This is a genomic window from Actinomadura coerulea, assembly GCF_014208105.1.
Classification (GTDB): Bacteria; Actinomycetota; Actinomycetes; order Streptosporangiales; family Streptosporangiaceae; genus Spirillospora; species Spirillospora coerulea.
The window spans coordinates 3,309,813-3,331,990 of record NZ_JACHMQ010000001.1 but is presented as its reverse complement, the minus strand read 5'-3'; the positions used below and the strand labels follow the sequence as shown (position 1 = coordinate 3,331,990).

The following is a 22,178-nucleotide window of genomic DNA, read 5'->3' as shown; positions in this document are numbered from 1 at the left end:
GCCCCGGGCCGCGGAACGCGGCCCGGGGCGCTCCTCACCCGGCCTCGGGCGGCGCGGGTTCGGGGCGGGCGGCGGTGATGTGCTCGGCCAGCTTGCGGACGCGGGCCTCGTGCTCGTCGTAGCCGACGACGACGGGGGGCTCGTTGTAGGGCATCGTGTCGGACGAGCGGCGCAGCTTCACGTACTGGCCGCACGCGTCGATCGCGTACGGCTCCATGTCGTCCTGCAGCGCGCCGATCACGGTGATGCCGTGCGTCTCACCGATCTTGCGGAAGAGCGCGACGGCCTCCTTGCGGTGCTCCTTGCCGAGGTTGCGGCCGAGCTCGTCCAGCACGAGGCACAGCCGGCCGCCGCCGGAGCTGGCGAGCGCCGCCGCGCACACCAGCTTGACGGCCTTCTCGTCCATGAGCGCGGTGTTGGCGCGCCGGTTGTACGGGACGTACCGCTGCCCGTCCGAGCGGCGCCACTTCGGCGTGACGCGCCAGCGCCACTCCTGCTCGGGGTCGCCCGGCTGCTCCGGCGTGGGGAACTCCAGCGTCGCGCCGTACCCCCCATAGGTCACGTCGAGCTTCTCGAACTCCTCCGAGACCCGCTGCAGGCGCGCGCGGATCGCGGCCGTGAGCGCCGTGCGGTGCGCCTCGGCGGCGCCCGCCGCCTCCGTCGCGCCCTTCTGCGCCTTGTCCAGGTCGGCGCGGCGCCCCGACAGCTGCACCTCGATCTGGCGCCGCTGGTGCCTCTCGTAGTCCTCCTGCTGGCGCAGGTAGCTCTCCATCGCCTTGACCAGGCGGGGGAACGTGGCCTGCTCGCGGTCGGTGCGGCGGCCCTCGCCCTCGGCGCGCTCGCGGAGCAGGAACCGCATCTCCTCGGGCATGTCCTCGTCCGACGGGCCGTCGGGGAAGACGCGCCGCAGCGCCTCCGACAGGTGCTTCTCGGCGCTGTGCCACCACTCGGCGGGCGTCCACGTGGCCTCGTCGTCGTCCAGGCCGGACAGCCACCCGGCGGCGTCCTCGCGGGAGCCGCCCCACGCCTTCTCCAGATCGTCCAGGCCGAGCGCGGCGCGCCTGCCGGCCAGCTCGGACGCGGCGCGGCGGACCTTGTCGCGCTCGCGCTCGTGGGTCTCCCTGCGGCCGCGCAGCCGGTCGACCTCCAGCGCGCGCGTGTCGGCCTTCGCCTGGAGCCGCCGCAGGGTCTGCTCCGCCGCCCCGAGGCGCGGGCCGAGCCGGGACTCGCTGCCGCCCAGCTCCTCCAGGCCCTCGCGCAGCTCCGCCATCGCCGCGCGGACGTCGTCCAGTTCCGCCGCGGCCCGCGCACCCGCGAGCCGCCGCCCGGCGAGCGCCACGTCGGCGGCGGCGTCGGACGTGGCCTGCCGCGCGCGCTCCAGCGCCTCCTCGGCGGACTCCACCGCCGTCCTGGCCGCCCGCACCCGGGCCACGCGCCCCGTGACGGGCTCCTGGAACCCGCCGACGACCACGACCCCGGTGCCCTCTCCTTCGAGGGCCGCGAAGAAGCCGCTCGGCGAGGGCTCGCAGCTCACGCCGTCCGGGAGGGCCCCGGCCCCGTCCGCGGGGACGATCATGGAGCCGGGCATGCCGTCCAGGGCGGCGACCGCGGCGCCGAGATCGTCCGCTCCGACGACGACGGCCTCCCGGTAGGGCCACAGGGCCGCCTCCCAGCGCTCCCGGACGCCTTCGGCCAGCTCGACGGCGTCCAGCAGGCCGACCGCGGCGATGCCCGCGGCGGCCAGCGCGCGGATCTGCGCGGGCGCGCTGCCCTCGCCGGCCTCCGCCTCCGCCAGCGACCGCTCCGCGCGCGCGACGGCGCCCTTGGCCATCCCGTACTCCTGCTGCGCCTCGTCCCGGCGGCCCTCGGCCTCCGCCAGCTCGGCGCGGGCGGTGCCGCGGTCGCGCCCGTCGGCCTCCCGGCGGCGCTCCTCCAGCGCCGACACGCGCCGGCGCAGCTCGTCCATGCGGTTGCGGGCGACGGCCTTGTCCGCGCCGAGCTTGTCGGCCTGGCCCTTCAGGTCCGCGAGCGCGGCGCCCGCCTCCCGGAGCCGCTCCTCCAGCGCGCCGCCGGTGAGCTGCTCGATCTCCTTCTCGGCGGCCCTGGCCGCTGCGGCGAGCTCCTCGCCCTCGCGGTGCAGCCGCTCCTGGTCGGCCGCGTGCGCGGCGTCGGCCTCGGCCGCGTCCATCAGCAGCCGGGCCTGCCGCGTCCGCCAGTGCCGCACCGCCGCGGCGGTCTCGTCGCGGGCCCGGTCGCGGCGGTCGAACGTCTTCAGCAGGCTCGCCGCCTCGCGCTCCCACTCGGTGAGCCGCTCGGCCGCCTCCGCCGCCTTGGCCCGCTCCCGGTGCTCCTCCGCGCGGGACTTGCGCTCGGCCTCCAGCTCCCGGTCCAGCCCGGTCAGCGCCGCGATCGCGCTGAAGATGCGCTCCGGGCTGATCTCGTTCAGCGGCTGGGACAGCAGGTTCGTCGCGACCTTGGACCGCACCGAGGTCGACAGGAACGACACGCACCGCACCTGCCCCCCGTACAGGACGCGGGACAGGTCCTTCGCGACGAGGTCGCGGCGCCCGGCGCTGCGCGGCAGGCTCGCCCACAGCCGGTCGGCCAGCGACACCCGGTCGGCCTCGGACGGTGCGGAGGCCAGGTGGACGCCCCGCCGCCACCGGATCTCCAGGTGCGGCGCGTCGGCGTTCACCCGCAGCCACACGGTGACGGCCGTCTCGCCCTCCTCCCCGGGGCCGTCGCCCTCCGCGGGATCGGCGTAGTCGAAGACCCCGACGATGTAGCCGTGGTCGGCGCTGGCCCACTGGCTGTCGCCCTGCGCGGCCAGCTCCGCGTTGAACAGCAGCTCCGCCACCGCACGCGCGCCCGACGCGAACCGCCACTGCTCGTCGCCCAGGAGCGCGGTGATGGCCGCGATGAACGAGGACTTGCCGGCGCCGTTGGAGTCCTTCGGGCCCTGCCCGGCCACCACGATGAGCGTCCCCGGGACGGTCGGCACCGGATGCGTCGACAGCCGTGAGATGTTCACCGCCTGCACGGCCACGAGGGTCCGGCCGCCGACGACGTTCTCGGCGTCGCGCGCGGTCACCATCGGTTCGAGGACGGCCGTCATGTGTGCTCCCCCTGCTCGCGTTCCCGCCCCCTGCGCCGCGCACGGATCGCCGCCGCGAGCGGCGAGTCCGGCCCGGCGGCCAGGATCAGCTCCTCTTGCAGCCGCCTTCGCGCGGCGTCCGTCAGCCGGTGGAACTGCGGCCCCGGCACGAACCCCCCGGCGTCGTCCGAGCCCGCCTTCACCTGAGACACCAGCCCGGCCAGCCGCAGCCGCCGCAGCGACGCCTCCAGCTCCCCGACCGGCAGCTGCGTCCGGCGGCGCAGCTCGTCCAGCGGTGTCGGGTGGGGCGACAGCCACGAGTCGTCCTCCAGCAGCCCCGCCGCCCTCGGAATGGCCACCGAGTGGATCAGCACGAGCGTCAGCACCGCCCGCTCCCGCACCGGCGGGACGCACTCGGGATCGGCGGCGAGCTCCGCCGCGACGTCGTCCCGGTACCCGGAGATCCACCGCGTGTGCCGCGACCGGATGAGGGTCCGCCCGCCCAGCGCCAGCATCTCCTCGACCGCCCTGCGCAGCGCCGGCTCCCGCAGGGCCGCGAACCGCACCTCCGGGACCGGCTCGGCAGCGTGCTCCACCGCCATGTAGGCCGCCACGACCTCCGCGCGGCGCCGCTCGTCGTAGGCCCGCAGCACCGGCTCGAACATGTCACTCACCCGGGCCCTCCCCGGCGCCGGGGCGGGCGGGCGGTTCGGGGAGGCGGCGCAGGAGGTCCCGCAGGGACGCCAGGGAGCCCTCCGGCCAGAGCGCGACCCGGGGGCCGGGGCGGACGGCGCCCGAGGCCTCGTCCAGCAGCAGCCACCCGGTCTCGGACAGGCGGCGCAGCTCGCCCGTGGCCCAGCGGCGGGCCAGGTCGGTGTCGCCGCGCGTCATGCCCGCGTACACCTCCAGGACGTCCGCGACCGTGGACGGGGAGCCGGGCCACGGCGCGTCGTCCAGGCGCGTCCAGCAGCAGCGCAGCGCCGCGGCGAGGACGCGGCGGGCCTGCCCGGCGCGGTCCAGCGGCATCGGCGCGGTGTCGTACTCCTCCAGCAGCGCGGGCGTCGCGCCGTCCGGCCACACGGGAAGGACCCAGACGCGGGCGCCGTCCGCCGCGGCGACGGTCCCCGGCGGCACGGGATCGGACGCGGGGACGGACGGGCCGCCCAGCACGCGTGCGCGTGCGCGTGCCAGCACATGCGGGTCGACGGTCACCGGTCCGTCCTTTCGAGCCGCCCCGGGGTCACCCACGTCGGGCACCCTTCGGGACGCACCGCCAGGCCGTCCGACCAGACGAGGCGGTAGGGGAGTTCGGGGTGCAGGTGGAGGGACGCCAGGTCGGCGAGCATGCGGCGGGCAGCGGCCCAGTCCTCCGCGAGGACGTCCTCGACCGCGATCGCGTCGCGGCCGCGGAGGACCTGCTCGGCCAGCTCGCGGAGCCTCCCGGTCGCGGCCGTGTCCGACCCGGTGTCGCCCGACAGCCCCGGGTCGGGGACCGACGGGCGGGGCGGCGCCGGCCGCGGCGGCGTGGCGCGCGGGCCGTCCTCCACGGCGGTCACCACGGCGGACGGCTCGTGCCACGGCGCCGCCGCGTCGAAGACGAACCCGTCCAGGACGGCGGCGAGGTCCTCCCGGGACGCGGTGCGGGTGAAGGTGCGCCAGGTCTCGGGCGGCAGGAGGGTGAGGTTGCGGGTGGTGCCCGCCGAGTCCGACAGCCGCGCGGCGGCGCGGCGGGAGGCGTCGCCGTAGGCGTAGATGGCGGCGCGCAGGTCGGTGCAGGTGCGGTCGAGCTGCGGCCAGCGGCGCAGGATCGCGCCGTGCAGCCGCTCGGCGCGCAGCAGGATCTCCTCGGTGCCCCAGAGCTTGGGGGCCTGCTCCCGGAGCTCCTCGATGGTGCCGTGGGTGAGCGTGACGAGCTCGACGCTCCACAGCCGGAACGCGCGGGCGAGGCCGTCCGCGCCGTCGCGCGCCTGCTCGGGCGTCATGCGCGGGTCGGCCACGTTGAGCTGCTCCAGCGCGAGGAGGCGGTGCATCTCGCTCTGGCCGCCGTCCAGCATCATCCGCCGGACGAACATCAGCCCGACGACGCTCGTGAACGACGCCCGGTAGCGCAGCTGGTTCGGCTTGGGGAACACCTCGCGGACGGCGCCGAGCCCCTTCAGGACCCGCAGCCGGTTCTCGAAGACCTCGGCCGGGTAGCGGCGGCACACGTACCGCATCTGCTCGCGGCTCAGCCCGTCCTCGCCCGCGTCGGCGAACGCGGCGAGGAGCGTCTCGGCGACGTCCACCAGCTCCGGATCGTCCACGACGGCGCCGCTGTCGCGGGCCAGCGCCGCGAACATCTGGCGGTAGACGCCCAGCACAGCCTCGCCGACGAGGACGTCGTCGAGGCTGGCGGCCGTGTTGTCGAGGGACACGGCGCACTACGGTACGGCCACCGCGCCGCCAAGGTGGAATCGGCGCGGGCGCGCCGTCCGCCGCGGCCGTCCGCGCCTGCCGCGCCCGGCACCGCTGGCCGGTCGCCCTTCTGCGGTGACGGGCCGTTCCCGCGCGTCCGGGGACGCGCGGGAACGCCGGGCGTCAGCCCGCGGGGGCGGGGTGGGGGATGGACTTGTGCTCCAGGTAGGCGTGCAGGCCCTCGGGGCCGAGCTCGCGGCCGAGGCCGCTGTTCTTGTAGCCGCCGAACGGGGTGTTCGGGTCGAGGGTGTACATGTTGACGCCGCAGCTCCCGGTGCGGATGCGGCGGGCGACCTCGACGCCGTGGTCGACGTCGGAGGTCCAGACCGAGCCGCCGAGCCCGTAGTCGCTGTCGTTGGCGATCCTGACGGCGTCGGCCTCGTCCTCGTAGGGGATGAGGACCAGCACGGGGCCGAAGATCTCCTCGCGGGCGATGCGCATGTCGTTGCCGACGTCGCCGAAGACGGTGGGCGCGACGTACCAGCCGCGGTCGTGCGGGCGGTTCAGGCCGCCGGTGATCAGCTTGGCGCCCTCGTCCTGGCCGATCCGGATGTAGTTCTCCACGCGCTCCTGCTGCCGCTTGGCGACCAGCGGGCCGATCTCGCAGCCGTAGTCGGAGGGGTCGCCCACGCTGAGGCCGCTCACCATGGTGGCGAGCGCGTCGGCGACCTCGTCGTAGCGGCGGCGGGAGGCGAGGATGCGGGTCTGCGCGGCGCACGCCTCGCCGTTGTTCATCAGCGACGCCAGCTTGAAGCCCTCGACGGTGGAGGCCAGGTCGGCGTCGTCCAGGATGATCGCGGCGGACTTGCCGCCGAGTTCGAGGGTGACCCGCTTGAGCTGCTCGCCGCAGACCGCGCCGATCTTGCGCCCGGCGGCGGTGGAGCCGGTGAAGGACACCTTGTCCACGTCCGGGTGGGCGACGAGGTAGGCGCCGACCTCGCGCCCGGCGGGGACGAAGTTGACGACGCCCTCGGGGATCCCCGCCTCGCGGATCCACTCGGCGAGCAGGTAGGAGTCGAGGGGGGTCTCGGGGGAGGGCTTGGCCACGACCGTGCAGCCGGCGATGAGCGCGGGCGCGAGCTTGAGCATCAGCGTGAACTGCGGGACGTTCCACGGGACGATCGCCGCGACGACGCCGACCGGCTCCTGGGCGACCGTGACGGGCCCCAGCATGCCCTGCCGCTCCTCCTCCCAGGTGTAGGAGGCGGCGAGGTCGACGTAGTACTGGAGCACCATCTGCGGGATGGCCGCCTGCCCGAACACCGAGAACATGATGGGCGACCCCATCTCGGCGGTCACGAGGTCGGCCATCTCCTGCTGCCGCTCGGCGTAGATCGCCGAGAGCCGGCCGACGACCTCCGCCCGCTCGGCGGGGGTCATCCGCGGCCAGGGGCCCTCGTCGAAGGCGCGCCGGGCCGCCGCGACGGCGGCGTCGATGTCGCCCTCGGTGCCCTCGGGGACCCGCCCGATGACCTCCTCGGTGTGCGGGGAGACGACGTCGATCACGCCGGTGCCGGCCGGTGCGGCCCACTCGCCTCCGATGAACAGCCGATCGTGCTCGCGCATGCTGCCGTGCCTCCCCTGCCCGAGGGCCGCCGCGGGTAACCGAATGCTTGCTTGGCCACAGCATCGCATGACGTCCCGGGGCGTTGGCAAGAGGAATGAGACTGGAGTCTCATTTGATAGAACGGGGGCCATGGCCGAGATCGCCGACGTCTGGTTCGACCCGTCCTGCCCCTACACGTGGATCACGACGCGGTGGCTGGTGGAGGCCGCGGGGGCCCGGCCCGTCGGGCTTCGCTGGCACCTGCTGAGCCTGGCCGCGCTGAACGAGGGCCGCGACGACGATCCCGAGAACGATCCCGAGGGGTACCTGTGGCTGCCCGCCCGGGTCTGCGCCGCCGTCGCCGGCGAGGCCGGGCAGGAGGCGCTCGGCCGCTTCTACGCCGCGTTCGGCGCCCGCGTCCACGAGCGCGGCGAGATGGATCCGCGGACGGTCCCCGGCGCGCTGGCCGAGGCCGGCCTGCCGGAGGGGCTCGCCGCCGCGGCCCGGGACGACCGGTACGACGACGCCGTCCGCGCCTCGACGGCCGAAGGGCTCGCGAGGGTCGGCCCGCACGTCGGCACGCCTGTGGTCGCGGTCGGGGAGCTGGCGTTCTTCGGCCCGGTGCTGTCCCGGATCCCGCGCGGCGAGGAGGCCGGGCGGCTGTGGGACGGGACGCTCCTCGTCGCCGGGACGCCCGGCTTCCACGAGCTCAAGGGGCCGCCCCACGCCGCCCCCGACTTCTCCTAGAGCAGGTGGGCGTTCGGGCGGCGGGCCCGCTCGGCGAGCCCGGGCAGCTCGACCGCCTCGACGCCCGCGGCCGCGAGGACCTCCGCGCCCGTGCCCGCGGCGAACAGGGCCGGCTCCCGCCAGGCGAACACGACGCGGCGGGCGCCCGAGGCGACGATCAGCTCCGCGCACGTCCGGGGCCGCGACGCGCGGTGCCCGCACGGTTCGAGGGAGCTGTAGACGGTCGCGCCGGCCAGGTCGCCGCCCGCCCTGGCGAGCGCGGCCTCCTCGGCGTGGTCGTGCGGGTCGTGCTCGCGGGAGAAGCCGCGCGCGACCTCCCGCCCGTCCGCCCCGACGATGACCGCGCCCACCGAGAACGCGGTGCGCGAGGGCGGGCACAGGGCGGCGAGGTCGCAGGCCAGGGCCAGCCAGCCGAGGTCATCCACGCGCCCTCCCGACGAGGTAGCGCAGCAGGGCGAGGTCGCCGATGCGGGTGGCCTCCTGCAGCCGCATGGGGCGCGCGGGCGACTGCGGGAACACCCCGGAGCGCACGAAGCGCGGCGCGGACGGGTCGCCGACGAAGAACGGCGCGACCACGAGCTGCAACTCGTCCACCGCGTCGGCGGTGAGGAACAGCGTGTGGATCCCGCCGCCGCCCTCGACCATCAGCCGCCGGACGCCCCGGGCGGCGAGGTCGCCGAGCACCGCGGCCAGCGCGAGCGGGTCGCCGGCGTCCACGACCTCGGCGAGGCCGGACAGCCGGGCCGCCAGCCCGCCCGCCGTGCCGGTGGGGGCGTACACGAGCTTCGGGGAACCGCCCGTGGTGAAGAACCGGGCGCCGGGGTCCAGGTCGCCGCTCCAGGTCAGCGTCACCTTGGTGAGGTCGGGCGGCAGCCCGCGCGCGACCCGCTGCTCCCGCCGCGCCGCCGACCGCACGAGCAGCCTCGGGTCGTCGGCCCGGACGGTGCCCGCGCCGACGAGGATCGCGTCGCAGCCGGCGCGCACCGCGTCGACCCGGTCCCAGTCCGCCGTGCTGGACAGCCGCAGCCGCTCCGGAGTCGCGTCGTCGATGTAGCCGTCGGCGGACATCGCGCAGCTCAGCAGCACGTAGGGACGCTCGCTCACGCCGCCACCCTACGGGAGCGCCGCGTCCTTGATCGCATCGCCCGCGAGATCGTTTGGGGCGACTCGGCGTTTCTGCGCCGGATGTGTCGGAGGGGGTGCCTATGGTTGCTGCGACATGCGAATCCTGCACACCTCCGACTGGCATCTCGGCAGATCGTTCCACCGCGAGGACCTGCTGGCCGCGCAGGCGGCGTTCGTCGACCACCTGGTCGAGACCGTCGCGGCGGAGCGGGTCGAGTGCGTGCTGGTCTCCGGCGACGTCTACGACCGCGCCCTGCCGGCGGTGGACGCCGTCCGGCTGTGCGACGAGGCCCTGGCGCGGCTCGCCGCCCGCACCCGGGTCGTGATCATCGCGGGCAACCACGACTCCGCGCGCCGCCTCGGGTTCGGGTCCGCGCTGATGGACGCCGCCGGCGTGCACGTCCGCACCGACTTCGCGACCGTGGGGGAGCCCGTCGTCGTGGGCGACGCCGCGGTCTACGGCGTCCCGTACCTGGAGCCCGAGCTCGTCCGCCACCCGTGGGAGCTGGAGGAGCGCAGCCACGCCGCCGCGCTCACCGAGGCGATGCGCCGCGTCCGCGACGACGCCGCGCGCCACGACAGGCTCTCGGTCGTGCTCGCGCACGCGTTCGTCACCGGCGGCGAGTCCAGCGAGAGCGAGCGGGACATCTCGGTCGGCGGCTCCTCGCAGGTGTCGGCGTCGGTGTTCGACGGCGTCGACTACGCGGCGCTCGGCCACCTGCACGGCGCCTGGCGCATCAACGACCGCGTCCGCTACTCGGGCTCGCCGCTGGCGTACTCCTTCTCCGAGGAGCGGCACGTCAAGGGCTCGTGGCTGATCGACCTGCGCCCCGGCGCCGTCGCGGCGGAGTTCGTGGAGGCCCCCGTCCCGCGGCGCCTGGCCCGGGTCCGCGGCCGCATCGACGACCTGCTGTCCGACCCGTCCTACGACGACGTCCAGGACCGCTGGCTCCAGGTCACGCTCACCGACGCGCGCCGCCCGTCCGCCGCGATGGAGCGGCTGCGCCGCCGCTTCCCGCACACGCTCGTGCTCGGCTTCGAGCCCGAGGGCGGCGGCGCGGACGGCGGCCGCACCTGGTCCGAGCGCGTCCGCGAGCGCTCCGCCCTCGACATCGCGGGCGACTTCGTCGCCGAGGTCACCGACGGGCCCGCCACCGAAGCCGAACGCGCCCTGCTCCACGAGGCCTTCGAGGCCTTCCGCCGGAAGGAGGCCATGGCGTGAGGCTGCACCGCCTGGAGATCGCGGCGTTCGGCCCCTTCTCGGGGACGGAGGTCATCGACTTCGACGCGCTGTCCGACGCCGGGCTGTTCCTCATCCAGGGCCGGACGGGCGCGGGAAAGACGAGCGTCCTCGACGCGGTCTGCTTCGCGCTCTACGGGCAGGTGCCCGGCGTCCGCAACGCGGTGAAGGGGCTGCGCAGCGACCACGCGCCGCCCGGCGCGGGCCCGCGGGTGGTGCTGGAGACGACCATCCGGGGCCGCCGGCTGCGCCTGTCGCGCTCGCCCGCCTGGGAGCGCCCGAAGCTGCGCGGGTCCGGGACGACGACCGAGCACGCCAAGGTCGTCGTCGAGGAGTTCGAGCACGGCGGCTGGACGGGCCTCACCACCCGGCTCGACGAGGCGGGCGACCTCGTGACGCGCATGCTCGGCATGACCGCCGTCCAGTTCTGCCAGGTGGCGCTGCTGCCGCAGGGGGAGTTCGCCGGGTTCCTGCGCGCCGGCGCGGACGAGCGCCGCAAGGTGCTGGAGCGGCTGTTCGCCGCCGAGGTGTTCGCGCAGGTCGAGAAGTGGCTCGCCGACCGCCGCGCCGCCACCGGCCGGGAGGCCGCCGAACTCGGGGCGCGGGCCGTCTCGATCTCCGACCGGATCTGCGAGACGACGGGCGCCGCGCCGCCGCGCGAGCCCCGCCCGGCCGTCCCGGCGCCGCGCCGCGGGGAGCCGGCCGTGGAGCCGTTCGCCGAGGTGGAGGCGCTGACCGCGTGGGCCGCCGAGCTGGCGGGCGGCCAGGAGGACGTCCGCGCCGTCGTCGAGGAGCTGCGCGCGGGCGTGGCGGCGGCGCTGCGCACCGCGCGCGAGGAGCTGGAGGAGGCGCGGGCGCTCGCCGACCGGCGGCGCCGCCGCGCCGACGCGCTCGCCAGGCGCGACGCGCTGGCCGGGCGCGCGCGGGAGAAGTCGGAGCTGGCCTCGCGGCTGGACGCCGCCGCCCGCGCCGACCGCGTCGTCCCGCTGGTCAGGGACGTCCAGGCCCGGTACGGGGAGGCGGGCCGCGCCCGCCGCTGGGCCGAGGAGACCCGGTCCGAGGCCGCCGCGCTGCTGCCGCCGAAGGCGCCGCAGGACGTCCTCGCCAAGGCCGAGCGCGACCGCCGCGACGAGGTCGCGGCGCTGGAGGGCCGCAGGGCCGCCGCCGCCCGGCTCCGGCAGGTCGGCCGCGAGCGGGAGGCGCTGGCCGCGGAGCTGGCGCGGCTGGAGCCCGAGGACGCGCGGAACCGCGCCGCGCTCGCCGATCTGCCCGCGCGCGTCGAGGGGCGCCGCGCCGAGCTGGACGAGGCCAGGATCGCCGCCGCCGGACGCTCCGGCGCCGCGGCCGCCGTCCGCGACGCCGGGCGCCGCCTCGACGCCGCGCGGCGCCGCGACGAGGTGGAGCACCGGCTCGCCGGGGCGGAGGCCGCGTACCGGACGGCGGTCGACGCCGCCCAGGACGCCCGGCAGCGCGTCCTCGACCTCCGGCAGGCGCGGCTGGACGGGATGGCCGCCGTCCTCGCCGAGGAGCTGGCGGACGGCGAGCCCTGCCGGGTCTGCGGCTCCACCGTGCATCCGGCCCCGGTCACCTCGCTCGCGCTGATCCCGACCGAGGAGCAGGTGGAGCGGGCGCAGGCCGAGGCCGACGAGGCGCAGGACGTCCGGGAGCGCGCCGGGACCGCGGCCGGGGAGCTGCGCACCGAGCGCGACAAGCTGCTGGAGATCGCCGGGGAGGCCGACGGGGACGCGCTCGCCGCCGACCTCGCCGAGGCGGAGGCGGCGCTGGCGGCCGCGGAGGCCCGCGCGGCGGAGGCCGAGCGGCTGGAGGCGGCGCTCCACCGGGACGAGCGGGAGCTCGACCGGGTCCGCTCCGCGCAGGAGGAGACCGGCCGCGCCCTCACCGAGAACCGCACGCACGACCGGGAGCTGGCCGCCGAGCAGGCCCGCCTGTCCGCCGAGCTGGACGAGGCCCGCGGCGGCGACCCGACGCTGGAGGCCCGCATCGCCAGGCTCGCCGGGGAGGCCGACAGGATCGCCGCGGCGGTCGAGGCGGCCCGCGCGTACGGGCGCGCCGGCGAGGAGCTGGCCGCCGCCCGCGCCAAGGCGGCGCAGGAGGCGGAGGAGCAGGGGTTCCGGACGCCGGAGGAGGTCCTCGAAGCGGCGCTGCCCGACGAGGAGCAGGGCGTCCTGCGCGACCGGATCCGCAGGCTCGACGACGAGGAGGCCGAGGTCCGCGCGCTGCTCGGCGACCCGGAGCTGGTCGCGGCCGCCGCCGCGCCCGCGCCCGACCTGCCCGCCCTGGAGGCGGCGGTGGCCGCGGCGGACGCGGCGCACACCGGGGCGGCCAACGCCGCCGACCGGGCGCGGCACCGCTGCGAGCGGCTCGCCGAGCTGCGCGCGGACCTCGCCGCCGCCGTCGGCGCGTGGCGTCCCGCCGCCGGGCGCCACGAGGTCGCCGAGCGCGTGGCGGGGCTCGCCTCGGGCAAGCACGCCGCGAACCGGCACGCCATGTCGCTGTCGGCGTACGTGCTGGCCGCCCGCCTCGAACAGGTCGTCGCCGCGGCGAACGAGCGGCTGCACCGCATGTCCGGGGGCCGCTACGCCCTCGTCCACACCACCGACAGGGCGGCGGGCGACCGCACCAAGGGCGCCGGGGGGCTCGGCCTGCGCGTCGCCGACTCCTGGACGGGCCTGACGCGCGATCCGGTCACCCTGTCGGGCGGCGAGTCGTTCATCACCTCGCTGGCGCTGGCCCTCGGCCTCGCCGACGTCGTCACCGCCGAGGCGGGCGGCACCGAGATCGGCACCCTGTTCGTCGACGAGGGGTTCGGCACGCTCGACGAGGAGACCCTCGACGAGGTGATGGACGTCCTGGACGGCCTGCGCGACGGCGGCCGGGCGGTCGGCATCGTCAGCCACGTAGCCGAGCTGCGGGCCCGCATCCCCGCCCAGCTCCGCGTCACCAAGGACCGCGCCGGCTCCACCGCCGCGGTCGTCGTCTGACGCGCCCGGGGGAGCCGGGGAGCCGGGGCGCCTGTCAGGCGGAGATGTACTGGAGGATCACGTTGTGCACGTGGTGGCTCTTGTCGGCGCCGCGGAACTCGACCTCGTAAGTGTGCGTGCCGACGTTGATCGCGATCGAGCCGGTGGAGAAGTAGGACCCGGCCCACGACTTGTTGCTCACCACGCTCACCGAGGTGATGCGGGAGTAGGGCACGCTGGTGATCGCGTACTTCTTGCCGGCGAAGCTGCGGTCCTGGATGATCACCCGGCGGTCGGTGAGCCCGATGAACCCGGTTCCGGCGCCGATCGCGTCGTAGACGGCGATGATCTGCTCGCCGGGCAGCAGCCCGCTCTCGATCTGCTTGAGCTGGCCCGACCTGTCGTGCTGGACCCCGTCGCCCATGGCTCCTCCGGTGCTCGCGCGGTTCGTCCCGTTCCGTAGGGAGTGTCTCAGTCGCCGGGCGCGGATCGGGCGGCTTCCAGGAAGCCGACGCACCGGCCCAGCAGGTCGATCAGCGTCCGCCGTTCGGCGTCGGTGAACTCGGCGGCGAGCCCGCGCTCCACCTTGACCGCGCGGGCGTCGGCGTTCTCCAGGACGGCCTCGCCCTCGGCGGTGAGCCGCGTCTCCAGGATGTTGCGGTGCCACTCGTGCGGGGTGCGCTCGATCAGCCCGCGCTCCTGGAGGTTCTTCAGGACGGTGTTCATCGTCGGCGGGGTGACGGCGCACTTGCGGGCCAGGGCGGCGGCCGACATGCCCGGGTTGTCGGCGAGGTGCAGCAGGGCGGCGTACTGCGGGCTCGTGAGCCCGCTCGGCTTCAGCGCCGCCTGCTTGGCGCCGCTGAGCGCCTGCTCGGCGCGCTTGAGGTGCGAGCCGAGCCGCTCCGGGACGGGCAACGAGGTCATTCCCGCATGGTATCGAGCCGTCGAAGGGAAGACCGTTGACGAGCATTAGAGTTCTAACTATCGTATGTATGCGTACTAATGATGTAACTCGAACGGAGAAGTCATGCCGCGCACCCAGCGCTCCACCGCGGCGGCCGTGGCGGGTCTCGCCGCCGCCGCCCTCGCCGTCTCCGCCGCGCCCGCGCCCGCCTCCGCGGCCGCCGCGGCGCGGATCTCCACGGCCTACGTCCTGCCGGGCGACCGCGTGTACCCGGAGGGCATCGCCGCGGACCCGCGCACCGGGACGATGTACGCCGGGTCCTTCGAGGACGGCACGGTCTACCGCATGCGCCCGGGCCACCGCACGGCCGAGGTGTTCCTGCCCGCGGGAGCCGACGGCCGCCACACCGCCAACGGGCTGAAGGCAGACCGGGCCGGACGGCTGTGGGTGATCGACTCCTCGTCCGGCGTCGCGGTCTACGACGCCCGGAGCCGCGCCCTGCTGGCGCGCTTCGTCGTCCCGGGCGGCGGCGCCCGGTTCGTCAACGACCTCGCCGTCGCCCCCGGCGGCGACGTCTACCTGACGGACAGCTCCCGCGCCGTCGTCTACGAGGTCACGCCGCACGACCTGGACGCGGCCCGGGGCGGGACCGGCACGCTGTCGCCCCGTTTCGACCTGAGCGACGTCCTCGAACCGCACGAACCGGCCGACTTCACCCTGAACGGGATCGTCGCCGACCCCACCGGGCGGTTCCTGCTGACCGACGACATGCTCGGCGGCGACCTCTACCGGCTGGACCTCGCCACCGGCGGCATTCGCAAGGCCGTGCTGAGCTGCGGCGACATGCGCAACGCCGACGGCCTCGAACTCCAGCACGGGCTCCTCTGGACGGCGAACAACGTCGACAACGTCCTCACCCGCTGGCGGGTCGCGCCCGACGGGACGCGCGCCCGGCTCGAGCGCACGCTGAAGGACCCGTCCCTCCAGGTCCCGACGACGCTCGTCCGCCGCCACGGGACGCTGTACGTGGTCCGCTCGCAGTTCGACAGGGGCGGCCCGCTTGGCGAGGGCACCCCGCAGACGCCCTTCACCGTCGCCGCCGTCCGAGGCCTTTGACCGCCGGACCACCACGGTGCCGGGGGCGGCTTCGCCTGCCGGCGCCCGCCCCCGGCCGTCACAGGTTCGTGAGCAGGACGGCGGGGTTCTCCACGCAGTCGGCCACGAACCGCAGGAACCCGCCCGCCGCGCCGCCGTCGCAGACCCGGTGGTCGAACGTCAGCGAGAGCTGCGTCATCTTGCGCGGCACGACCGCGCCGTCCACCACCCAGGGGCGGTCGATGATCCGGCCGACCCCGAGCAGCGCCGCCTCGGGATGGTTGATGATCGGGGTGGAGCCGTCCACGCCGAACACGCCGTAGTTGTTGAGGGTGAACGTGCCGCCCGTGAGCGCCTCGGGCGGCAGCGAGCCCGAGCGGGCCAGGCCGGTGAGCCCGGCCAGCTCCGCGGCGATCTGCGCGGTCGTCATGAGGTGCGCGTCCCGCACGACCGGCACGACGAGGCCGCGGTCGGTCTGCGCGGCGAAGCCGAGGTTGACGTGCCCGTACCGGACGATCTCCTGCCGGCCGGTGTCGACCGAGGAGTTCAGCTCGGGGAACTCGCGCAGAGCGGCCACGCAGATGCGGGCGAGCAGGGCCAGCAGCCCGACGCCGAGTTCGGGGCGGGACCGGCGCAGCGCGTCCTTGGCCTCGACCAGGGCGGTGGCGTCGGCGTCCACCCAGGTCGTCGCGTCGGGGATCTCGGCGCGGCTGCGGGTGAGCTTGTCGGCCACGGCGCGGCGGAGCCCGCGCAGCGGAATCCGCTCGGGCATCGGCCGGGCGGCGGGCGCCGGAGCCTCGGCGGCCGTCTCGGCGGCCGTGCCGGCGGCCGCGATCGCCTGCTCGACGTCGCGGCGCAGGATCACGCCGCGCGGCCCGGTGGGAGCGACGGCGCCGAGGTCGAGGCCGTGCTCGCGGGCGATCCTGCGGACGAGCGGGGAGATCACGCGGGGGGCGTCCGCCCGGCGGGGCGCCGGAGCGGGAGCCGCGGGAGCCGGGGCCACGGGAGCGGGGGCCGCGGGAGCGGGAGCCACGGGGGCGGGCGTCGCCGCCGGAGCCTTCGGACCGCCCGCGCGGCGCCGTCCGCGCCGGCCCTGCCCGTGGCCGGTGCCGTAGCCGATCAGGACGTTGCCGGACCCGGCCTGCTCTTCCTCGCGGTAGCGGGCGGCGTCCGGGTGCGCGTCCGGGGCGTCGGCGGGGCCGACCTCGATGAGCGGCTCGCCGACCGCGAGGACCGCGCCCGCCTCCGCGTGCAGCCTCAGGACGGTCCCCGCGTAGGGGACGGGCACCTCCACCGCCGCCTTGGCGGTCTCGACCTCCACCACGACCTGGTCGACCTCGACGGTGTCGCCCGCGGCGACCTTCCATTCGACGATCTCGGCCTCGGTCAGGCCCTCGCCGAGGTCGGGCAGGCGGAAAACCTGCCGGGCGGCGGCGGTCACGAGGCCTCCCTGTCCAGGTGCGCGACGTCGGGCACGTCGTCGAACTGGAGCCGGTCGACGGCGTCCAGCACGCGGTCGGCGTCCGGCAGGTGCGAGTGCTCCAGCTTCGGCGGCGGGTAGGGGATGTCGAACCCGGAGACCCGCAGCACCGGCGCGGCCAGCGAGTGGAAGCAGCGCTCCTGCACGCGGGCCGCGATCTCCGCGCCCACGCCCGCGAACCCCTGGGCCTCCTGGACGACCACGCACCGGCCCGTCCTGCGCACCGAGGCGGCGACGGTCCCGTCGTCGAACGGGACGATGGTGCGCAGGTCCACCACCTCCAGGTCGCGTCCCTCCCGCGCGGCGGCCTCGGCGGCCTCCAGCGCCACCGGGACGCTCGGGCCGTAGGCGACCAGCGTCGCGTCCCGCCCCTCGCGGACCACCGCGGCCCGGCCGAACCCGGCGGCGCGCCGGTTCTCGCGGCTGACGTCGCCCTTGGCCCAGTACAGCCGCTTCGGCTCCATGAAGATGACCGGGTCCGGGTCGGTGACGGCGTCGCGCAGCAGCCAGTACGCGTCGTCGGCGGTGGCGGGCGTGACGACCTTCAGACCCGGCGTGTGGGCGTAGTAGGCCTCGCTGGAGTCGCAGTGGTGCTCGACGCCGCCGATGCCCCCCGCGTAGGGGATGCGGATCACCATCGGCAGCGACAGGCGGCCGCGGGTGCGGTTGCGGAACTTGGCCACGTGCGAGGCGATCTGCTCGAAGGCCGGGTAGGCGAAGGCGTCGAACTGCATCTCCACCACGGGCCGGAAGCCGCCCATCGCCATGCCCACGGCCAGGCCGGCGATCCCCGACTCGGCCAGCGGGGTGTCGAAGCAGCGGTCCTCGCCGAAGTCCCGGGTGAGCCCGTCGGTGATGCGGAAGACGCCGCCGAGCGGCCCCACGTCCTCGCCGAAGACCAGCACCCGCTCGTCCTCGGCCAGCGCGTCCCGGAGCGCGGCGTTCAGCGCCTGCGCCATCGTCGTCGCGGGCATGTCAGTCCTCCCCGGGGAGCATCTCGGACGCCAGCAGGGCGCGCTGCTCGCGCAGCTGGGGCGTGGGTTCGGCGAAGACGTGGTCGAACAGCTCGAACGGGTCGGCCTCCGGGTCGGCGGCCATCCGGTCGCGCAGGCGCGCCGCGTACTCCTCGGCGGCCTCCCGGGCCGACGCGACGTCCTCCTCCGAGAGCAGGCCCCGCCCGCGCAGGTGGGTCTCCAGCCGCGCCAGGGGGTCGGCCGCCTCCCACCGCGCGACCTCCTCGTCCTCGCGGTACCGGGAGGCGTCGTCGGCGTTGGTGTGGGAGTCCATGCGGTAGGTGTGCGCCTCGACCAGGAACGGGCCGCCGCCGGAGCGGGCGTGCTCGACGGCGGCGGTCAGGACCGACAGGACCGCGACGAGGTCGTTGCCGTCGACCTGCTCGGACCGGACGCCGTAGCCGATCCCCTTGTAGGCCAGCGCGGGCGCGGCGGTCTGCTTGGCCAGCGGCACCGAGATCGCGTACTTGTTGTTCTGGACGAAGAAGACCACGGGCGCGCGCAGGACCCCGGCGTAGTTGAGCGCCTCGTGGAAGTCGCCCTCGCTGGTCCCGCCGTCGCCGACGAACGCCATCACCACGCCGTCCTCGCCCTTGCGGCGCACGGCGTCGGCCATGCCCACGGCGTGGATCGTCTGGGTGGCCAGCGGCGTGCACTGGGGCGCGACGCGCGTGGCCGCCGGGTCGTAGCCGCAGTGCCAGCCGCCGCGCAGCAGCGTGAGCACCTCGACGGGGTCCATGCCGCGGGCGACCAGCGCCACCGAGTCGCGGTAGGTGGGGAACAGCCAGTCGTCCTCGCGCAGCGCGAGCACCCCGGCGATCTGGCAGGCCTCCTGCCCGCGGCTGGACGGGTAGACGGCCAGCCGGCCCTGCTTGGTCAGCGCGGTGGCCTGCCGGTCGAACCGGCGGCCGAGCACCATCCGGCGGTAGGCCTCGACCAGCGTCCCGTCCTGCGGGGCGCTGTATTCGGCCTGCCGCCCCGCGTCCGTCCCGTCCTCGGCGACGAAGCGCACCGGGACGGCGGAGGGGAGAAGGCCCTCGACCTCCTGATGAGGTGTCCGCACGGACATGGCGCCGCTCCCTTCCCGTGGACGGTTGTCGGTTCGATCGTCCGCTCGGTCGACGATCTGCTCAAGACATGGGGCACAATGAGCGACAAATGGCTCGTTCAGCGTCTTTGGGGGCACCAAATGTCATCCGACGTGGGCGCCGAGGGCGTCCGGCCCGGACGTTCTGCCGCGCGGCTGGACGCCGTGGACCGCGCGATCATCGCCGAGCTGCTGCGCGACGGCCGGCTCTCGGTGCGGGCGCTGGCCGAGCGCGTGCACGTCTCGCGCGCCAACGCCTACGCGCGGCTCACCCGGCTGCTGGACGACGGCGTCATCACCGGCTTCACCGCCGAGCTTGCCCCGCACAAGGCCGGCCTCGGCACCAGCGCCTACGTCTCGGTCACGATCGAGCAGAACTCCTGGCGCTCGGTCTCCGCCCGGCTCCAGGACACCCCCTACGTCGAGCACTTCGCGATGGTCGGCGGCGACTACGACGTCCTGGCCCTGGTCAGGGCCCCGGACAACGAGGCGCTCCGGCACGTGGTGCTGGAGCGGATCCAGGACATCCCCGGGGTCCGGGCGACCCGCACCTGGCTGGTCTTCGACGAGGCGCGGGGCAGGGGCGCGCAGTGGGAGGCCTGGGACGACTGAGGCCCCGGTCGTGCCGCGGGACGGGTGCGCTGCCCTCCTTGCGCCCTCGCGGAGCCTGTGCCACCCTGAATACAGACCGATCGGTCAGTAAATAGGCCGAGTCCAGCCGGGTCCCCAGCGGGAGGAGCCCATGACGACGCCGCAGACCGCGCCCCAGCCGGCGCCCGCCGAGCGGTTCGAGGCGACGATCGCGCGCAACGACCGGATCGAGCCGCGCGACTGGATGCCCGACGCCTACCGCCGGACGCTGGTCCGCCAGATCGCCCAGCACGCGCACTCGGAGATCATCGGGATGCAGCCGGAGGGCAACTGGATCACCCGCGCGCCCTCGCTGCGCCGCAAGGCGATCCTGCTGGCCAAGGTCCAGGACGAGGCCGGGCACGGCCTGTACCTGTACTCGGCGTGCGAGACCCTCGGGGTGTCCCGCGCCGAGCTGACCGACATGCTCCTCACCGGCCGGCAGAAGTACTCCTCGATCTTCAACTACCCCACGCTCTCCTACGCCGACGTCGGCACGATCGGATGGCTGGTGGACGGCGCGGCGATCTGCAACCAGGTCCCGCTGTGCCGGACGTCCTACGGCCCCTACGGCCGCGCGATGATCCGCATCTGCAAGGAGGAGTCCTTCCACCAGCGGCAGGGCTACGAGCTGCTGATGACGATGATGCGCGGCACCGGCGAGCAGCGCCGGATGGTGCAGGAGTCGGTGGACCGGTTCTGGTGGCCCTCCCTCATGATGTTCGGCCCCCCCGACGCGAACTCGCCGAACTCCGAGCGGTCCATGGCGTGGGGCATCAAACGCAACGGCAACGACGAGCTGCGCCAGCGCTTCGTCGACATGACCGTCCCGCAGGCCGAGGCCCTCGGCGTCACGCTCCCCGACCCCGACCTGCGGTGGAACGAGGAGCGCCAGGCCCACGACTTCGGCGAGCCCGACTGGTCGGAGCTCTCCGCCGTCATCAAGGGCGAGGGCCCCTGCAACGCCCAGCGGCTGGCGCACCGCCGCCGGGCCCACGACGACGGCGCCTGGGTCCGCGAGGCCGCGACCGCGTTCGCGCGCAAGCAGGCCCGCGGTGACGAGGAAGGAGCCGGGACATGAGCGAGTGGCCGCTCTACGAGGTGTTCGTGCGCGGCAAGCGCGGCCTCAACCACGTGCACGTCGGGTCGCTGCACGCCCCCGACGACGAGATGGCCGTCCGGCACGCGCGCGACGTGTACACGCGCCGCAACGAGGGCGTCAGCATCTGGGTGGTGCGGTCGGACGCCATCACCGCCTCCAGCCCGGACGAGAAGGACCCGCTGTTCGCCCCCAGCGGCGACAAGGTCTACCGGCACCCGACGTTCTACGACATCCCCGAGAACGTCCCGCACATGTGAGGGCCGCGATGGATAGTCAGCACGGCTCGGTCTACGACGGGCTCCTGGACGGCGACAGCTCCCAGTGGGCGTTCGGGACCGACTTCGAGGACCCGCTGGCCGGCGTCGACACGACCGTCCCGGGCGGCGTCGACCCCCGCGCGCTCGCGACGTACTGCCTGATGCTCGCCGACGACGCCCTCGTCCTGTCGCACCGGCTCTCCGAGTGGTGCAGCAACGCGCCCGACCTCGAAGAGGACATCGCCCTCGCCAACATCGCCCTGGACCTGCTCGGCCAGGCGCGGCTGCTGCTCGCCCGCGCCGCCGCCGCCGACCCGTCGGTCGTCCCGCCGCTGCCGGAGGGCTCACCGGTCCCGGCCGAGGACGCGCTGGCGTTCTTCCGCGACGCGGACGCCTACCGCAACGTGCGCCTCGCCGAGCTTCCGAACGGCGACTTCGGGCACACCATGGCCCGCGTCCTGGTGTTCGCGACCGCCCGGCTGGCGCTGTTCGAGCGCCTCACCGGCAGCCGCGACGCCGTCCTCGCCGCCGTCGCGGCCAAGGGCGCCAAGGAGCTCGCCTACCACCGCGACTTCGCGGGCCGGTGGTTCCTCACCCTCGCCCAGGGCACCGAGGAGTCGCGCCGCCGCGTCCTCGCCGGGCTCGACGAGGTGTGGCGCCACCACGACGAACTGTTCCGCACCCACCCGGTGGAGCGGGCGCTCGCCGAGGCGGGCGTCGCCGTGGACCCGGCCGCCACCGCCGGCGACGCCGACGCCGTGCTCGCGCAGGTCTTCGCCGCGAGCGGCGTCGAGCGGCCCGAGGTGCCGCAGGCCGGGCTGCTCGGCGGGCGCGCCGGACGCGACGGCGCCCACACCGAGGCGCTGAGCCGGATGCTGGCCGAGATGCAGGTCGTCGCCCGCGCCCACCCCCTGGGACGGTGGTGACCGCCGTGCCCGGCACCGCCCGCGCCGTTGCCGCGTCCGTCCGGGACCCGGAGATGCCGATGCTGACCCTGGAGGACCTCGGCGTGCTGCGCCGCGTCGAGGAGCACGGCTCCGCCGTCACCGTGGCGATCACCCCGACGTACTCGGGCTGCCCCGCGCTCGCCACGATGCGCGACGACCTCGTCCACCGGCTCACCGACGCCGGATACGCCGACGTGCGCGTCGAGATCGAGCTGTCCCCGCCCTGGTCCAGCGACTGGATCAGCGAGCGGGGCCGGGCCGCCCTCGCCGCCGCCGGGATCTCACCGCCCGGCCCGGCCCCCGCGCCCTCCGGGCCCGTCGCGCTCACCCTGGCGCCGACCCGCCGGAGGCTGCGCTGCCCCCGCTGCGGATCGGCGTCGGTCGAGCTGACCTCGGAGTTCGGCTCCACCTCCTGCAAGGCGCTGTACCGCTGCACCGGCTGCCTTGAGCCGTTCGAGCACGTGAAGGAGATCTAG

General features: G+C 75.5%; 21 protein-coding genes. 9 read left to right on the top strand and 12 right to left on the bottom strand.

Going from position 1 to position 22,178, the window contains the following annotated elements; translation table 11 throughout:
- Positions 1-34: 34 nt before the first annotated feature.
- The 5 genes from BKA00_RS15255 to BKA00_RS15235 form a co-directional block, all read right to left on the bottom strand.
- On the bottom strand, positions 35-3,115 hold the full coding sequence (locus tag BKA00_RS15255) for a coiled-coil domain-containing protein (protein ID WP_185025631.1): 3,081 nt from the start codon (positions 3,113-3,115) through the stop codon (positions 35-37).
- Positions 3,112-3,759, bottom strand: a complete 648-nt coding sequence (locus BKA00_RS38955) for a DprA-like winged helix domain-containing protein (RefSeq protein WP_185034245.1) — start codon at positions 3,757-3,759, stop codon at positions 3,112-3,114. The genes BKA00_RS15255 and BKA00_RS38955 overlap by 4 nt, the downstream gene beginning before the upstream one ends.
- A 1-nt stretch (position 3,760) precedes the next feature.
- Entirely contained in the window at positions 3,761-4,306 is a 546-nt protein-coding gene (locus BKA00_RS38950) for a hypothetical protein (protein WP_185025630.1), read from the bottom strand.
- The gene (locus BKA00_RS15240; protein ID WP_185025628.1) at positions 4,303-5,508 is read right to left on the bottom strand and encodes a hypothetical protein; all 1,206 of its coding nucleotides are present in this window, start codon (positions 5,506-5,508) and stop codon (positions 4,303-4,305) included. Before BKA00_RS15240 ends, BKA00_RS38950 begins: the two co-directional genes overlap by 4 nt.
- Before the next feature lie 163 nt (positions 5,509-5,671).
- The gene (locus BKA00_RS15235; protein WP_185025626.1) at positions 5,672-7,114 is read right to left on the bottom strand and encodes an aldehyde dehydrogenase; all 1,443 of its coding nucleotides are present in this window, start codon (positions 7,112-7,114) and stop codon (positions 5,672-5,674) included.
- Between the two features lie 130 nt (positions 7,115-7,244).
- On the opposite strand from BKA00_RS15235, the gene BKA00_RS15230 reads away from it, so the two are divergent.
- Positions 7,245-7,841: a mycothiol-dependent nitroreductase Rv2466c family protein gene (locus BKA00_RS15230; protein WP_185025624.1), complete on the top strand. Its 597-nt coding sequence runs from the start codon at positions 7,245-7,247 to the stop codon at positions 7,839-7,841.
- Here the strand turns inward: BKA00_RS15230 and BKA00_RS15225 are convergent.
- Both BKA00_RS15225 and BKA00_RS15220 read right to left on the bottom strand, forming a co-directional pair.
- On the bottom strand, positions 7,838-8,266 hold the full coding sequence (locus tag BKA00_RS15225; protein ID WP_185025622.1) for a cytidine/deoxycytidylate deaminase family protein: 429 nt from the start codon (positions 8,264-8,266) through the stop codon (positions 7,838-7,840). The two genes, BKA00_RS15230 and BKA00_RS15225, sit on opposite strands and share 4 nt — an antisense overlap.
- Positions 8,259-8,945 (bottom strand): RibD family protein, encoded by a 687-nt coding sequence (locus BKA00_RS15220; protein ID WP_185025620.1) that lies wholly within the window; start codon positions 8,943-8,945, stop codon positions 8,259-8,261. Before BKA00_RS15220 ends, BKA00_RS15225 begins: the two co-directional genes overlap by 8 nt.
- Positions 8,946-9,060: 115 nt before the next feature.
- Here BKA00_RS15220 and BKA00_RS15215 point away from each other — a divergent pair, with 115 nt between their 5' ends.
- Entirely contained in the window at positions 9,061-10,188 is a 1,128-nt protein-coding gene (locus BKA00_RS15215; RefSeq protein ID WP_185025619.1) for an exonuclease SbcCD subunit D, read from the top strand.
- A complete protein-coding gene (locus tag BKA00_RS15210; RefSeq protein ID WP_185025617.1) occupies positions 10,185-13,208 on the top strand; it encodes an AAA family ATPase in 3,024 nt (1,007 codons plus the stop codon). Before BKA00_RS15215 ends, BKA00_RS15210 begins: the two co-directional genes overlap by 4 nt.
- Positions 13,209-13,242: 34 nt before the next feature.
- On the opposite strand, the gene BKA00_RS15205 is transcribed toward BKA00_RS15210, so the two are convergent.
- Entirely contained in the window at positions 13,243-13,611 is a 369-nt protein-coding gene (locus tag BKA00_RS15205; protein ID WP_185025615.1) for a PH domain-containing protein, read from the bottom strand.
- Positions 13,612-13,658: 47 nt separating this feature from the next.
- Complete coding sequence (locus tag BKA00_RS15200; protein WP_185025613.1) at positions 13,659-14,111, bottom strand: MarR family winged helix-turn-helix transcriptional regulator; 453 nt, start codon at positions 14,109-14,111, stop codon at positions 13,659-13,661.
- Between the two features lie 103 nt (positions 14,112-14,214).
- On the opposite strand from BKA00_RS15200, the gene BKA00_RS15195 reads away from it, so the two are divergent.
- Entirely contained in the window at positions 14,215-15,207 is a 993-nt protein-coding gene (locus tag BKA00_RS15195) for an SMP-30/gluconolactonase/LRE family protein (protein WP_185025611.1), read from the top strand.
- Between the two features lie 58 nt (positions 15,208-15,265).
- Here the strand turns inward: BKA00_RS15195 and BKA00_RS15190 are convergent, their stop codons facing one another.
- Genes BKA00_RS15190 through pdhA form a run of 3 tightly spaced genes read right to left on the bottom strand, consistent with a single transcriptional unit; the run spans position 15,266 to position 18,748 of the window.
- Complete coding sequence (locus tag BKA00_RS15190) at positions 15,266-16,627, bottom strand: dihydrolipoamide acetyltransferase family protein (RefSeq protein ID WP_185025609.1); 1,362 nt, start codon at positions 16,625-16,627, stop codon at positions 15,266-15,268.
- On the bottom strand, positions 16,624-17,640 hold the full coding sequence (locus BKA00_RS15185; RefSeq protein WP_185025607.1) for an alpha-ketoacid dehydrogenase subunit beta: 1,017 nt from the start codon (positions 17,638-17,640) through the stop codon (positions 16,624-16,626). The genes BKA00_RS15190 and BKA00_RS15185 overlap by 4 nt, the downstream gene beginning before the upstream one ends.
- Before the next feature lies 1 nt (position 17,641).
- Positions 17,642-18,748: a pyruvate dehydrogenase (acetyl-transferring) E1 component subunit alpha gene (pdhA, locus tag BKA00_RS15180; protein ID WP_185025605.1), complete on the bottom strand. Its 1,107-nt coding sequence runs from the start codon at positions 18,746-18,748 to the stop codon at positions 17,642-17,644.
- 120 nt (positions 18,749-18,868) lie between these two features.
- Between pdhA and BKA00_RS15175 the strand changes: the two genes are divergently transcribed.
- The 5 genes from BKA00_RS15175 (at position 18,869) to paaD (ending at position 22,178) form a co-directional block, all read left to right on the top strand.
- Positions 18,869-19,378 carry an Lrp/AsnC family transcriptional regulator gene (locus tag BKA00_RS15175; RefSeq protein ID WP_185025603.1) on the top strand — a complete coding sequence of 170 codons (510 nt, stop codon included), beginning with the start codon at positions 18,869-18,871 and terminating at the stop codon, positions 19,376-19,378.
- Between the two features lie 130 nt (positions 19,379-19,508).
- Positions 19,509-20,477, top strand: a complete 969-nt coding sequence (gene paaA, locus BKA00_RS15170) for a 1,2-phenylacetyl-CoA epoxidase subunit PaaA (RefSeq protein ID WP_185025602.1) — start codon at positions 19,509-19,511, stop codon at positions 20,475-20,477.
- Entirely contained in the window at positions 20,474-20,755 is a 282-nt protein-coding gene (gene paaB, locus BKA00_RS15165) for a 1,2-phenylacetyl-CoA epoxidase subunit PaaB (protein WP_179847576.1), read from the top strand. The genes paaA and paaB overlap by 4 nt, the downstream gene beginning before the upstream one ends.
- Before the next feature lie 8 nt (positions 20,756-20,763).
- Positions 20,764-21,681, top strand: a complete 918-nt coding sequence (gene paaC / locus BKA00_RS15160) for a 1,2-phenylacetyl-CoA epoxidase subunit PaaC (RefSeq protein WP_185025600.1) — start codon at positions 20,764-20,766, stop codon at positions 21,679-21,681.
- Positions 21,675-22,178, top strand: a complete 504-nt coding sequence (paaD, locus tag BKA00_RS15155) for a 1,2-phenylacetyl-CoA epoxidase subunit PaaD (protein WP_185025598.1) — start codon at positions 21,675-21,677, stop codon at positions 22,176-22,178. Before paaC ends, paaD begins: the two co-directional genes overlap by 7 nt.